Raw genomic sequence first — 13,524 nt, forward strand, 5'->3', positions numbered from 1 at the left:
TCTCACGCCTCCCTCTTACGTCCTGACGCATCAGCCCGTACGACGACGAACACGCCCGCCAGGACGACGAGCACGCCCAGGTAGGTCTCCAGCGGCGGCACCTGCCCGAGCCACAGGGCCGCCAGCAGGGCCGCCCCCGGTACTTCGAGCAGTGAGATGACGGCGACGGTGGCACCGCTCACCACCCCGAGCGACCGGTTCAGCAGCGAGTGCCCGAGCAGTTGGCCCGCGACGGTCAGCGCGGCCAGGGTCACCCATGTCCCGGCCGCGTACCCGACCAGCTCGCTGCCTGTGAACAGACACGCCGCCAGAAGAACCGCGGCCGCCGAGGCGTAGCAGATCAGCGTGTACGTCCCGGTGTCGAGCCGCTGCCGGACATGCTCACCGACGGACAGGTACGCCGCCAGGCACACACCACTCGCCAGCGCGAGCGCGTCCCCGGCCAGGGCGCGGGCGGACACCCCCACGTCGACGCTGCTCACGACCAGCACCCCGGAAATGGCGACGAGCATGCCCGCCCATCCGCCCTTCGGCACCCCACGGCCCCGGGCCCGGGCAATGAGCCCGGCCCACAGGGGCGTCGTGCACATCAGGGCCGTGGATGTCGCGACGGAGGTCATGGTCAGGCTCGGGATCCACATACCGAAGTGAGCCGCCAGGAACAGCCCGGCGAGCACGCAGTACAGGACATCGGACCGCCCGGGCCGCCGCCCGCGTGTCCGGCCGGCACCCCGTCGGTTGGAAACGCGGGTGAGCACGATCGCGCTGGCCGCCGCGTTGCGCCAGAACGCGATGGCCAGCGGGGGTGCCGCCGCGGCGGCGGCGAGGGGTGCGGCCAGTGAGATGCCGACGACCGCAACGGTGAGGAGCACCCACTCCGCGGGGGGCAGCGAACCGCCCGTCGAACGAGCGGGCAAGCGCGCCGCGACGCCGGGCGGCCGGGCCTCTTCTGCCTGGTCGTCGATCATGCTCTTCCTGGATTCCCTGTCTCCTCGGACTCGTTCACCAGGACGTGAACGAGAATCGCTGGTGCATCGCCCGGTCTGTGACGTAGAACTCCCTGGCTTCTTCCGCCTTGGCCACCAGAGCCGGATCGTCAGTGCGTTCCGCGATCTCGATGAGCCAGTCGTAACATGCCACGCTCGGCGTCTCCACAGTGAAGTGGAGCTTCGCCAGCGCGAATGCCAGGTCACGGAACGTGTGGCGGTTGCAGGCCGCCGAAAGGCGGCGTACGTCGAGCGTGAAATCTGGAGGCAGGGGACTCCGCTTGACGAGCAGCGGCTCGATGCCCGGCGTGTACGAACTCCGGTCGGCGAAAACGTCGGCCGGAGTGAATGGCCGGTCGAAGGAGAAGTCGAGGCAGAGCGATATCCGGCTGTCAGTCGAGAAGTTCGCCGCGCAGTGGACACCGGCGGCGTCCAGGAACCAGATCTCCCCCTTGCGCATCCGGAAGACCTGTTCCTCGTCGGAGTTGTAGGTGTGTTCGTTGTCCTCAAGCACCACGAGGACCCGGAAGTTCCGCTGCTGCGGCTCTCCATCCGATTCGTCAAGTTCAAGGAAATCCTTGTGCGGCATCATCGACGCGTCGACGATGTCCCTGCCACGGACCATGTCGAGCCGGTCCACTGCGAACGTGTTCCTGATGACCTCGTTCAGGTACGGGAGTTTCGTCGCATGCTCCGTCGGCCTGGCCGGGGACGCCGCTTCCCGGAACAGCGTGTCGTTGCCGTCCCCCGTATCGTTCCACAGCGGTACGTTCTTCCAGAATCCGCTGGTGAATTCGTCATACACCTCCTGGCCTTTCGGTAACTCTCGGATGGTGGCAACCTCGGGAGCCAGTCGAGTGTCGTCGAGGTTGAGCTTCCCAAGAATACGCGAGGTCATCTACTTTCCTTTGGTTCGATCTGTTATTCGGTGTTCCACCAGGAACACCGAAAGGACCACGGCGGTCATTCCGAGCCACTGGTGGGGACGGAGGGCCGTGCCGAACACGGCCAGGTCGAGCACCGCCGTGACAGGAGGGACCAGGTAGAACAGGCTCGCGACGCGCGTCGCGTTCCCCGTGCGCGCCATGGCGTGGAGAAGCGCCGTCGCGCCGGTCGACACAACGACGGCCATCCAGGCTTCGGCCACCCAGAAACCCGCGCCGGAACTGACGACGGGCTGCTCCGAGGTCAACGCGAGGAGCACGAAGACACAGCTTGCCGCCGTGTGCTGTAGGGCGATGCTCCGCCACAGCCCTATGTCCGTGAGCTTCCGCTGCGCGATGGTGCCCAGCGTCATGCACACCATCGCGGCCAGCGCCGCGCCGACTCCGTTCGTGGCCGTCAGCAGGTCCCCGGGGGCCGTGTGGTTGGCAACGACGAGCACGACGCCCCCGAGCCCGATCACGAGTCCCGCCCACGGGGCGCGCCGTCGACCGGCGACCGAAGCGGTGAGCAGAGGCTGTACGCCGAGGACCGCCGCCAGCATGCCGGGGGAGATGCCGAAGTCGAGGCTGAGGAAGAACATTCCCTGGTAGCCCACCTGCATGATGAGGCCGACGACGACGGCACGACCGCGATCGCCGCGGCCGACCGGCCTCGTGTCCCTCGTCCACCGGGTCACCGTCCAGGCGATGAGCGCGGCGAGGACGGCCCGGACGGCCAGGAAGGGAACGGGCGATGCGTACCGCAGGCCGAGTTCGGCGAATATCGCGCCGCTCGCCCACATGACCACGAAGGCCCACGGGGCGAGCGGCGCCAGTGAGTTCACCGACGTCCGGTACTCGGTCGCCGCCCGCATGTGTTCCCCTCCCTCAGTCCTCTGCACGGCCTCAGGCGGCTGGGGCGATGGAGAGACGCTCGTTCATCACGCGTTTCTCGACCATGTAGCGGCGCAGCTTCTCCGCCTTGTGGGTGAGGGTGTCGTCGCCGCTTCCCTTGCACACCTCGACCAGCCAGTCGTAGGTGGCCGTGATCGGGACGTCCGTCCTGAAGTGGACCTTGGAGAGAAGAAACAGGACGTCCTTGAAGTTGTCGTGGTCGATGACCGCGGCAAGCGCCCTGAGCCGTTCCGTGAAATCGGCGTCCTGCGGCTGCCGGAACGGCGTTTCCGGCGTGATGTCAGGGCGGTAGGTCTTCTGGTCGGTGAACACTTCCCAGTCCTCGAACGGACCGTCGAAGACGAAGTCGACACAGATTGACTGGCGACTCCTCGTCGAGAAGTTGACGGCGGCGTGGACCGATGCGGCGTCCAGGAACCAGACTTCACCCGGCCGCATCCGGAAGACACCGGTCTCGTCCGAGTGCAGGGCGGCCGGGTTGTCCTCCAACACCATGAACAGGCGGAAGTACTGCTCCTTGCGCTTCTCCAGTTCTACGAAGTCGCGGTGCGGTATCACCATGGCATCGACGAGATTGCGCGCCCGGACCATGGTCACCCTGCTCATGTCGAAGTGCTTGCGCACCAGGCTTTCCAGATATGGCAGCCGCTTGCCGTAATCCGTCTCCCGTGCCTGACTTTCGATGTCCCGGTACATGGTGTCGCTCGCCTCGCCGGAGGAATTCCACAGCGAGCAGTTCTTCCAGTAGCCGGAACTGAATTCGTCGTACGCTTCCTCTACGCGCGGGAAAGAGTCGATCGTAGCGAGGTCGTCGGCGAGCAGCACCCGATCGAGCTCTATCTTTCCGAGAATACGTGAAGGCATTAATCGTCCTCTACGTCGGCCTAGATTTCCTGCGTCCGGACTCATGACCCGACAAGAAAGGTAGCCGTCGGTCGCGTACAGACGGAAATGCACGGCACACATCACGGATACGGCCGGCACATTCCCCCAAATGAGCTCACCGAGCGACGAAGCCGCTGTGGCGCACGTCATAGTAAGCGCCTTTGTGCAACCTCGTACGGCCGGCCGGCTTCACACCTGCACCGCTAGGCCGTGCTCGACCATCGCTCCGTACGCATCGCTCATGCGGTGGCCGCATCCTCGGGCATGAGCTGGTCCAGGAGCCGGAAGGCACGGTGGGGAGAGAGGATGGCGCTCACCGTCCTCGAGGGCGAGGGAGTCGGCGCAGCCGACGAAGCATCGGGGGCCGATGTCCCAGATGATCGGCGACCGTAGATCCCCGGAGCAGCCTGGCAGAGCGACGTCGCCGGCTCCGATCTCCACGACGTGATCACCCTTGCCGTCCGGGGCCAGGGCGACGCCGGCGGACTTCTCACTCAGACGCTTGACGATCGCCCGCACCGAGTCGCCGGGCCTGGACGGCTGGACGCCGCGGATCAGCCGCCCTGGACGGGAGATTGCTCCCTCCGGCCTCGGCCCTGACAATGTCCGATCGCCCTCAGGATCGCGTGGCCCGCGCCAGGCACAGGCCACTGATACAACGTCACATCGGGTGGTCGCGGGGCACTTGGCGCACACGGGTGGAGCCCCTGAACAACTCGTTGGTGTCGCATCACCGAGCAACATCAGCAGGCCCTGGTGCCAGAGTCTTCCGTGTCGACGGCTGGGCCCTCCAGTTCGGTCGCCCTGGAGTGTGACTGTCACGCAGTGGCCATCTCCTGGCAGGTCATCGGCCCTTGACCGAGCCGGGCCCGCTCCACGAGCGCGCCAAGGACGCGCTGGTAGTCCACCGACAGCGCCGACCAGGCCAGCCCTTCACGCCACACCGGCACCTGCGACTTCGGCTTCGTTGCTTCCCGGGGCGCCGACTGCGCCTCTGCATTCCGCGGATCCTCGGTGACCTCTGCCGCGGCGGTGTTGCCGTCGTCCGGAGCCAGCACCGTATCGACCCGTCTGCGGGCGATCACCCACTCCTGCCATTCCTGCTCGGCCGCGGTGAGCTCGGCCTGGATACGGTCGGCCTCCTCACGCAGCCCGTCGACTCGACGCCGAGCGGCGAGTTCGTGCTGTTCCAGTAGTCCAACAACCGACGGCACCCGCGACCTCCCGGAGAGCAGCGACACGATAGGTGACGACTCCCACGGAACCACCGACCCTACGCCTGAGCAGCGAAAACGCCGTCAACAGGTACGGAAGGACAACAGCTGCTTAGGGGTTGACGCCCAGGGCCGGGTGGTGCGTGTCGCATCGTTGGACGTCCAGGGTGGGGCGGCTGTCTCGGCTGCCTGTAGACGGGGGCTCTGGGAGACCCAGGTTGTCTTGGGCCTGGTTGTCCCGATGGTTGGTGGCGAGGCTGTGGTCATGACCGACAGCAACAGCGATGTGACCGGTTTCCACGACCGTGTCGTCCTGATCACCGGTGGAACCAGCGGGATGGGCTTGGCCACCGCGCGTCTGCTCCTGGAAGCCGGCGCCGATATCGTCATCACCGGCCGCGACGATGCCCGCCTCGACCGCGCGGCCGAACAACTGGACAAGGTGTCCGACCGGGGTGCCCGGCTGTTCACGGTGCGGGCCGACTCCGCCAGCCTCACCGATCTCGACCGCTTGGCCGCCCTGATCCGTGAACGCCACGGACGGCTGGACGGGGTGTTCGCCAATGCCGGGGTCGGAGTGTTCCAGCGCAGTGGCGAGGTCACTGAGGAGGACTTCGACCTCAGTGTTGACGTCAACTTCAAGGGGGTGTTCTTCACGGTCCAGAAGGTTCTGCCGCTGTTCCAGGCGGCGGGTGGCGGTTCCATCGTGATCAACGCCTCGTGGACACTGCACCGGGGCCTGGCCGTCGCACCGGTGTACGCGGCTACCAAGGCCGCCGTCCACAATCTGGCCCGCACGCTGGGCAGTGATCTCGCCGGGCGCGGTATCCGGGTCAATTCCATCAGCCCGGGTTACATCGTGACCGAGATGTTCGATGCCGCCAACCCGGACCCTGCCTCGCACGATGCCATCCGCTCCCAGGTGCCGCTGCGGCGGCTGGGCCAAGCTCAGGACATCGCCGAGACCGTGGCCTTCCTTCTCTCCCCGCGGTCGTCATACATCACCGCCCAGGACATCGCCATCGACGGGGGCCTGGTGACTGCCATCCCCGCCTCCTGACGGCAGGTGGTGGCTGCCTGGCCCCGCCAGGGCCAGGCAGCCACCCATCACGACCGGCCACAATCGTCGTATGAGCACAGCGATCAACCTGGGCGAGTTCCTTCGCACCCGCCGCTCTCTCCTGCATCCCGAGGACGTTGCCCTGCCCGACTTCGGAGGTCAGCGCCGGGTCGCGGGCCTGCGCCGCGAGGAGATCGCGCAGCTCGCCGGAGTGAGCGTCGACTACTACACCCGGATGGAACAGGGGCGCATGCCCAACCCTTCGAGCGCGGTACTGGACGCCCTTGCCCGCGCACTTCGGCTGGACGGGGATGCCAGGCGGCACCTGCACCGCCTTGCCCGAGCACAGTCCGCGGCCCGGCACGTTCCCCGGCGCCAGGCCCGGCCGCAATGCGTGCGCCCCATGTTCCAGCGGTTGCTGGACGATCTGGTGGACATGCCGGCCATGGTCATGGGCCGGCGCATGGACATATTGGCCTGGAACACGGCAGCGGTCGCCCTCTTCGGCGACTATGCGGCCCTGGACCGAGCCGAGCGCAACATCGCCCGGATCACATTCCTCGACGAGACGTCCCGGGAACTGTACGCAGACTGGACCTCCTGCGCCCGCGGGAACGTGGCCTACCTCCACCTGGACGCGGGACGGCACCCCGAGGACCCCCAACTGGCGAGCCTGATCGGCGAACTGTCGATGAAGATCGAGGACTTCCGTCGCTGGTGGGCTGAGCACCCGGTGCAGGACAAGACCTCGGGGACCAAGCGATTCCGTCATCCGGTGGTCGGTGATCTGGAACTGGCCTACGAGACCCTGCGCGCAGCGGACGACCCTGATCAGGCCTTGATCACGTATGCCGCCGAGCCAGGCAGCCCATCGCACGACGGCCTGCGGATGCTACTGGCCTGGGCCACAGAGGCACCCTCCACGATGCCGGACGACGACCGCGCGCGCTGACCCTCTGGGCATCCGGGCCTCACCGCTGACAACTCACGCCCGCGTCACACGCGGTCCGCACTGAGAGGTCCTAACAGAAGTTGTCGTTCATGTGACTTTCGGTGTGGATGGTCGTTGGTCTGGTCGTGGGAACACGTCAGTCGAGGCCGTGGATCGTCTCGGACGAACTGTGATCACTCTGCGGGATCTTGTTCGTGCTGCATACCGGCATCCAGTGGGAGTACCTGCCTCAGGAGCTGGGCTTCGGCTCGGGCATGACCTGCCGGCCGCGCCGGGCCGCGTGGAACGAGGCCGGGGTGTGGCACCGACTGCATCTCGTGCTGCCGAAGAAGCTGCGGTCGGCCAAGAAGCTGGACTGGTCGCGGGCGGTGATCGACTCCTCCCACGTGCGGGCCGCTCGGCGGGACCCAACAGCGGTCCCAGCCCGGTCGACCGGTCGACCGCGCACGTCCAGGCAGCAGGCACCACCTCATCGCCGACGCCCAGGGCATCCCGCTCGCGGTGTCGCTGACCGGCGGCAACCGCAACGACGTCACCCAACTCCTGCCCCTGCCCCTGCTCGACAAGATCCCATCCGTCGCCGGGGTACGCCCGGTCATCGCAGAACAAGGCCAACCCCACGGCACCGGCCTGGGGGCATCTTCCGTTACCTGGTCGAGTGCACGATCGCCTGGCTGCACGGCTTCCGCCGCCCTCCGCACCTACTGGGAACGACGCGACGACATCCACGAAGCCTTCCTCGGCCTCCCCACCTGCCTGATCACTCACCGCCACGTCCAACGCCCTTGTTAGGACCTCTTTAGCCGACACCGCGCTTGTGGACTCGCCACCCGCGGACTGGGACACGTTCTCACTGGTCATCGATGCATCTTCCATGATCGGGAGTTACACCGAACGTCTTACAGCCCCCGGGGTGGCGGCGGGCGCGGCCGGAGTGATGAGGGTCACTATCGGTCGCTTTGTGACAAAGGCTGCAAATGCCAGTGAATCCTTTGCTTCGGCCAGGCATTCGGTCATCGTCGTGGGGGTCCGTCCGTGTCATCCCGAGATGGCCAGCCATGCCAGGAGCAAAAACAGAATGCAGAACTCCAGTTCCGTCCGTCTGCTGCGCCGTGCGGCCCTCGGCTGCGCGGTGGCCGTCTCGTTCGCCCTTGCCAGTCTCGGTACGAGCGCAAGCGCCGCAACCGGCGCCGGCGCGCAGGCCGTCCCTGTCGGCGCCCCGAGCGCTTCGATCGCCCACAGTGCGGCGACGTACGGCCGGACCGTGGCACTCACCTTCGACGACGGCCCGGGGCCGTTCACCGGTCAGGTCCTGGATCTGCTCGCCCAGTACCACGTACAGGCGACGTTCTGCCAGATAGGCAACCAGGCCGCCGTGAACCCCGCCCTGGTCAAGCGCATCCTCGCCGACGGCCACCGGCTGTGCGACCACACCGTGGACCACCCCCAGCCGATGCGTACCCTCCCGCACGCCACGCAGGTCCACGAGATCACCGCGGCCAAGGAAATGATCAGCAAGGCCGGCGGGCCGGGCACCCGGATCAGGTGGTTCCGTGCCCCCGGCGGCGACTTCAGCCCCGAAAACCGCCGGATAGCCGTGCAGGACGGTCTACGCCCGCTGGGCTGGACCGTCGACCCCCGTGACTGGTCGCGCCCCGGTGTCGCCTCGATCGTCGCCACCGTGAAACGGGAACTGCGCCCCGGCGGCATCGTCCTCATGCACGACGGCGGCGGCAACCGCAGCCAGACCGTGGCGGCCCTGCGCGAACTGCTCCCCTGGATGACCCGGCAGGGCTACAGGTTCAGCCTTCCCGCAAGCTGACGTAGCGGCTTAATTCCGACACACGAGGGGCCCAGGGCGACCGGCTCGTTGGCCAGCATCGCCAGGGCCGGCCAGCCGATGAGCAGCAGCGGGCCGCCGACTGCGATGACCGGACCGGGACGCCGGTCGGACAGCCGGCCGCCGACGGTGACGCCCACGAAGGAACCGCCGCCGAAGAGCACCAGAGCGACAGAGATCCACAACTCGCCCAGCCCGGCCCTGTCGGTCACCACAGGGGCGAGGAAGGTGAGGCTTCCGAAGGTTGCCGCATTCACTAGGCCGTATCTCTCAACTTCGTAGCCAGACGATGACCGCCGCAAGCACGGCTGCAGAGCGATAGACGATCGCGAGTTTGTCGTAACGGTGGCCAGGCCCCGCCACTGCTTGAGCAGGCTGAAAGATCGTTCCACGACATTCCTGCGCTTGTAGGTCTCGGTGTCCCAGAGCGCGGGGTCGTCCGTCACTGCGGCCCTTTCGCCTTCGGTTGGTCTGCTGATCGGCGCGCTCGGGGATCACAGTGCGGATGCCACGGGCTGCAAGGTCTGCGCGGACCTGCTTGGAGGAGTACGCCTTATCTGCGAGCAGAGCGTCCGGTGCGGTGCGTGGCCTGCCGCGGCCGAGTCGTGGGACCCGGATGTCGCCCAGCAAGAGGGGGAGGACCTGCGCGTCGTGGACCTGGCCCGCAGTGACTACGACGGCCAGCGGGCGGCCGTCGCCGTCCACGGCGTGATGGATCTTGGTTGTCAGGCCCGCGCGGGACCGGCCTACTGCGTGGCCCGCTGGCTCGCCGCCGGTCGCAGGAGATTCGCTCTCGCCGCGGTAGGTGGCAGCGCCGGTGTCCTTCTCCGGCTGGGCCGTGTTTGTGGCGTGTTGGTGGGCCCGGTTGATTGTCGAGTCGACCGAGACCGTCCAGTCGATAGCGTTGATCGAGTCCGTCGGGGCGGTCAGCTGCGTCAGAACCGTGTCCCAGGTGCCGTCCGCCGCCCATCTGCGATGACGTTTCCAAACCGTCTGCCAGGGCCCGAACGCTTCGCGGGGCAGGTCTCTCCAGGGGATTCCGGTGCGGTACCGGTAGATGATCCCTTCGATGATGCGGCGGTGGTCGGCGAACGGACGCCCTGCCCCCCTGCGTTGCGGGGAAGGCAGGGCGCCAGGCGCGCCCACTGCTCGTCGGTCAGCAGGCGTATGCGCCCGCTCGTGGTCACCGAGGCTGGTAGGCGGTGGCCAGCACGGAGACGGTGACCTCATCGGGCAGGAGGCCGTCATCGCTCAGGTCTGCACGGCTCACGTGGCGTGCGCTCGGTGTCATCGTCACCAGATCCAGGGCATCCAGCCTGGTCAAGGGTGCGGTGTACTCCACTTGTTCGGTGACGGCGGCCTCGAAGAATGGATCCAGCGCCCGGTGCAGGCGCTGTTCCTTGGCCGGGTCGATCGTGACCATCACAGGCAGCCGGTCACGCACCTCGGCTAGGTGCCGCTCGGTGGGACGGATCACGATCAACCGGCCGGTCGGGCGCAGTACGCGGTGGAACTCGGCCGGGTTGCGCGGGGCGAACACGTCCAGCACGACATCGGCCACCCCGTCGGCCAGCGGGAAGGGACGGAAGACGTCCCAGGCCACCGCCGCGGCTCGGTCGTGGGATCGGGCTGCCGAGCGTAGTGCACGCACCGAGGTGTCCAGACCCAGTCCACGGGCGCCGGGCAGGCGGTCGAGTACGCCAGCCAGGTAGTAGCCCGTACCGCACCCCACATCCACCACCGTGGACTGCTCAGACACGGCGCCGACCGCCATGCGGGCTCCGACTTCGCGGACGGGCGCGTAGGCGCCAGTGGACAGGAACCGGTCCCGGGCCTGGACCATGGCTGGGTCGTCGCCGCTGGTGGCGCGGGTGCCCGTCAGCAGACTGGCGTAGCCGTGGCGGGAGATGTCGAAGGTGTGGCCCACCGGGCAGCGCAGCGCGCCGCGGTCGGGGTGCAGGTGGCGCCTACGGCACGTTGGGCAGCACAGCAGCTCTAGGGACAGTTCGAGGGCAGGGGGAAGCGACACGGGCACGAGGCACTCCTGGCAAGGGGTGAAGGGAAGGGACCGTGCCTGCACGCGCACTTGGACCCGTCACTGCTTCAGAAAGGAACGGGCAGCGGCGGGAACGTGGTTCACGCAGCAGGCACGCCAAGGAGGGCGACGCCGTCCGACATCGCCCTCAACGCCTTCCGATCACAGGAAGCAGCAGTGCGGGGTGCTCATGAATGCCACGTCGTGAGTCTACGAGCATGGTCGAAGCCCCTCATGTCCCGACGGACTTGGGAGACACGACCTAGTGCGCCGAGCAGCATCACCAGAATCAACCGCGGCCGTGTGAGCTGGGCGAGCTCCGCTCGCAACCCTTGCCTGGCCGTCGCCCCATCTTCATCACGTCCTGCTGGGATTTCTTTCAGAATGCCGAGAGCTGCAGGCAGAGACCGGCGACAGCCCAGAAGGTGGCCCGCCAGCTGAGCAACGTGCCGAGCACCGAGCCGCCAGGGACACCGGCAATCGTGGCCACCGTCGTGCCTGACAACAGCACGGCCAGCGCACGTCCCTTCCTGCCGGGTGGAACCAGCGTGGCCGCAGCCGTCAGAGCGACGGCAAGGAACCCTGCGTTCGCGAGTGCGGCGACGACCCGGGTGGCAAACAGGACCGGGAAGCTGGTGGTGGCGCCGACGGCATGAGCTGCCGCGAACGTGAGGATGAATGCGAGAAGGCCGGCGTGCCGGGGCCAGTTGCGGGCAAGCGCGGCCACCAGGGGTACGCCGGGTACGCCGACAATCATGCCGATCGCGAAGGCCGAGGTGAGCACGGCTGCTGTCCCGACGGTGACGTCGAAATCCGAGGCGATGTCCGGTAAGAGGCCAGCGAGCATGAACTCCGAGGTGCCCATGGCGAAGACCGCCAGGGCAAGCAGGTACAGCGGGAGAGGCATCGAGTGGCTCCGGGGTGAGGAGAGGCACGAGAAGGTCATCTCGTCACCGCGGCCAGCCCCGAGCGCACACTCGTCGCAGCGCAGAAAGCGGCACGACGACAGGGCTACGAGCTCAGTGGTTCAGGGGGATGACGGCGTGACCGATAGCCCCGCCTTGTCTGACTCAGGACTCGACATGGCCCGCACGGTACCCGACCGATGCCCGTCGAAGCATCTTGGTTTCCCTGACATCGGCCTGTGTCACCAACGTCATGTCCCGCAACAGTCAGTTGGCCGGCCGAGGTCTCCTGTCCCGACTCCGCGCCAGGCGTCCTACAGATCGTCGGACAGCGGCAACTGGGCTCGTTGCAGCGCTTCTCGTCCAGACTGCACGAACGCCAAAACAGCTTGCCAGAAGGGGGCGTAACACTCGTCAAATCGCTGGCTTGCGTCGGCTTCGCCTCCGATCATGGCCTCAAGAGCCCGATAGTTTCCGGAGGTCGCACGGCGTAGTCGATGCGCTGCCGTCGCGACGTCCTGCGGCCCTTCGAGATCCACCACCGCTACGCGGTGACGAAGTACGGAGTACTCGTCGCGCAGCCTAAGGCGCAGATCCTTGAGGACACTGATCCGATTGTCCTCGTCGGGATCGCCCTGGGCGTCGGTGACCTTCCAGTAGAGGTCTCCCATTCGCTGTGCCTGCTCAATGACGTCCACATACGCGGCGCGACGCACTGCCCGTATGCGATCCGTTTGCTGGCTGATTGCAGCTGTCTGGGCTTGTATGCGTGCCGCCCTGGCCGTACCTCGGCTCGTCACCCAGCTCGCGACCACAGCAGTACCCGCGGTCAGGACCCCGACCCACAATGTGTTGTCAGCCATTCGATCATTGTTGATGGTCAGAGCACCCGAGTGGCCAACTATCGCTGAACCTGGTCATCTAACGGTGCGCGTCACAGCCGGAGCACTGCAGGCCCGCTAGACGAACTCCCCGACGACGACACCCTGACCGACGCCGACGCCCTCCATGCGGCACCCCAGCTCCCGTATGCCGGTGCCTCTCTGGAAGAGGTGAGCCGGTGAACTCCCACGCAGTGGTGCCGGAGGGCATCGCCCGCCCGAGGCAGGCGGGGTGGAAGCCGTGATGAGCCACGCAGTGAACCAGCCGGCCCGCTGTACAGGCCCGCTGCCGATCGTGCTGATCTCCGTCTCGTGCAGCTTCGCGATCGGTCTCGCGGTCCCCACCATCCAAGTCGCCCCCTGAGTTCCCGTCCCTGCTGGACGCAGCCGATCGGAAGGCCCCCCACCCCGAGAAGCCCCGGCAGGCGCGGCCGCAAACTCCCGCGCATCAGCTGCCGAACCAGGCGTCGATCAACTCCGGGCCGGGCGCGACGCAGATGACGGTGCAGCGGTTGAGGTCGATGGCGAAGTCCTCGCGGGCGACGTCGGGAGCCTGCCTGTGTCAGGCGGGGCTGAGGCGGGAGCGGGCCGAGCACGCGGATGCGGTGGGTGGGTCCGCTTATGACCGCCGTCTCACTTGCGCAACGGGTTCAGTGAGGGGAGCCGTGGATCAGCGCGGATCGCGGCCAGCGCGCCTCCTCGCCCGGGGCGGCGAGGGTGCCGATCAGCCGGGGAGGCCGTCCCGCAGCCGCCTCGGACGCCTCACCGAAGCCCATGCCGCCACGGGTTGCCCGGCCGGCTCGGCGGCCCAGCGTTCTGTGGCCGCCGCCGTCGGGCATGCGGCCGAGTTTCTTGACGACCGAGCCACCTGATGGTGCGTCAGCACCATCAGGGCCCGCACCGTCGCGATCGCGTACCACGGATGGAT

At 67.3% G+C, this 13,524-nt stretch carries 10 protein-coding genes and 6 pseudogenes; 5 read left to right on the forward strand and 11 right to left on the reverse strand.

All coding sequences use genetic code 11. From position 1 onward, the window contains the following. Positions 1-2: 2 nt before the first annotated feature. The 5 genes and pseudogenes from ACFY1U_RS49055 to ACFY1U_RS49075 all read right to left on the reverse strand — a co-directional run. Positions 3-968, reverse strand: a complete 966-nt coding sequence (locus ACFY1U_RS49055) for an EamA family transporter (protein ID WP_390700604.1) — start codon at positions 966-968, stop codon at positions 3-5. Between the two features lie 34 nt (positions 969-1,002). Beyond that, the gene (locus ACFY1U_RS49060) at positions 1,003-1,884 is read right to left on the reverse strand and encodes an aspartyl/asparaginyl beta-hydroxylase domain-containing protein (protein WP_390700605.1); all 882 of its coding nucleotides are present in this window, start codon (positions 1,882-1,884) and stop codon (positions 1,003-1,005) included. Continuing rightward, entirely contained in the window at positions 1,885-2,784 is a 900-nt protein-coding gene (locus ACFY1U_RS49065) for a DMT family transporter (protein ID WP_390700606.1), read from the reverse strand. A 31-nt stretch (positions 2,785-2,815) separates the two neighbouring features. Next, positions 2,816-3,649, reverse strand: coding sequence for an aspartyl/asparaginyl beta-hydroxylase domain-containing protein (locus ACFY1U_RS49070; protein ID WP_390700607.1), 834 nt, complete (start codon positions 3,647-3,649; stop codon positions 2,816-2,818). A gap of 887 nt (positions 3,650-4,536) precedes the next feature. Beyond that, positions 4,537-4,923: pseudogene (locus ACFY1U_RS49075) on the reverse strand (hypothetical protein); the annotation flags it as partial. 223 nt (positions 4,924-5,146) lie between these two features. Here ACFY1U_RS49075 and ACFY1U_RS49080 point away from each other — a divergent pair. The 5 genes and pseudogenes from ACFY1U_RS49080 to ACFY1U_RS49100 all read left to right on the forward strand — a co-directional run bounded on the left by ACFY1U_RS49080 (position 5,147) and on the right by ACFY1U_RS49100 (position 8,757). After that, positions 5,147-5,983 (forward strand): SDR family NAD(P)-dependent oxidoreductase, encoded by an 837-nt coding sequence (locus ACFY1U_RS49080; RefSeq protein ID WP_390700608.1) that lies wholly within the window; start codon positions 5,147-5,149, stop codon positions 5,981-5,983. A 70-nt stretch (positions 5,984-6,053) separates the two neighbouring features. After that, complete coding sequence (locus ACFY1U_RS49085; RefSeq protein ID WP_390700609.1) at positions 6,054-6,935, forward strand: helix-turn-helix transcriptional regulator; 882 nt, start codon at positions 6,054-6,056, stop codon at positions 6,933-6,935. 173 nt (positions 6,936-7,108) lie between these two features. Next, positions 7,109-7,484 (forward strand): annotated as a pseudogene (locus ACFY1U_RS49090) (transposase); the annotation flags it as partial. A gap of 42 nt (positions 7,485-7,526) precedes the next feature. After that, a pseudogene (locus tag ACFY1U_RS49095) lies at positions 7,527-7,727 on the forward strand (IS5/IS1182 family transposase); the annotation flags it as partial. Positions 7,728-8,013: 286 nt separating this feature from the next. Continuing rightward, entirely contained in the window at positions 8,014-8,757 is a 744-nt protein-coding gene (locus tag ACFY1U_RS49100; RefSeq protein ID WP_390700610.1) for a polysaccharide deacetylase family protein, read from the forward strand. Positions 8,758-8,789: 32 nt separating this feature from the next. Here the strand turns inward: ACFY1U_RS49100 and ACFY1U_RS49105 are convergent. The 6 genes and pseudogenes from ACFY1U_RS49105 to ACFY1U_RS49130 form a co-directional block, all read right to left on the reverse strand. Continuing rightward, positions 8,790-9,035 (reverse strand): annotated as a pseudogene (locus ACFY1U_RS49105) (Cmx/CmrA family chloramphenicol efflux MFS transporter); the annotation flags it as partial. Between the two features lie 10 nt (positions 9,036-9,045). Further along, positions 9,046-9,962 (reverse strand): annotated as a pseudogene (locus ACFY1U_RS49110) (IS5 family transposase). Then, positions 9,959-10,810 carry a methyltransferase domain-containing protein gene (locus ACFY1U_RS49115; protein ID WP_390700611.1) on the reverse strand — a complete coding sequence of 284 codons (852 nt, stop codon included), beginning with the start codon at positions 10,808-10,810 and terminating at the stop codon, positions 9,959-9,961. The pseudogene ACFY1U_RS49110 and the gene ACFY1U_RS49115 overlap by 4 nt, the downstream one beginning before the upstream one ends. 263 nt (positions 10,811-11,073) lie before the next feature. Continuing rightward, positions 11,074-11,717 (reverse strand): annotated as a pseudogene (locus ACFY1U_RS49120) (MFS transporter); the annotation flags it as partial. Positions 11,718-12,029: 312 nt separating this feature from the next. Beyond that, entirely contained in the window at positions 12,030-12,578 is a 549-nt protein-coding gene (locus tag ACFY1U_RS49125; protein ID WP_390700612.1) for a hypothetical protein, read from the reverse strand. Positions 12,579-13,246: 668 nt separating this feature from the next. Then, positions 13,247-13,435 (reverse strand): hypothetical protein, encoded by a 189-nt coding sequence (locus tag ACFY1U_RS49130; protein WP_390700665.1) that lies wholly within the window; start codon positions 13,433-13,435, stop codon positions 13,247-13,249. Positions 13,436-13,524: the final 89 nt, after the last annotated feature.

It is taken from the genome of Streptomyces sp. NPDC001351 (assembly GCF_042896045.1).
Lineage (GTDB): Bacteria > Actinomycetota > Actinomycetes > Streptomycetales > Streptomycetaceae > Streptomyces.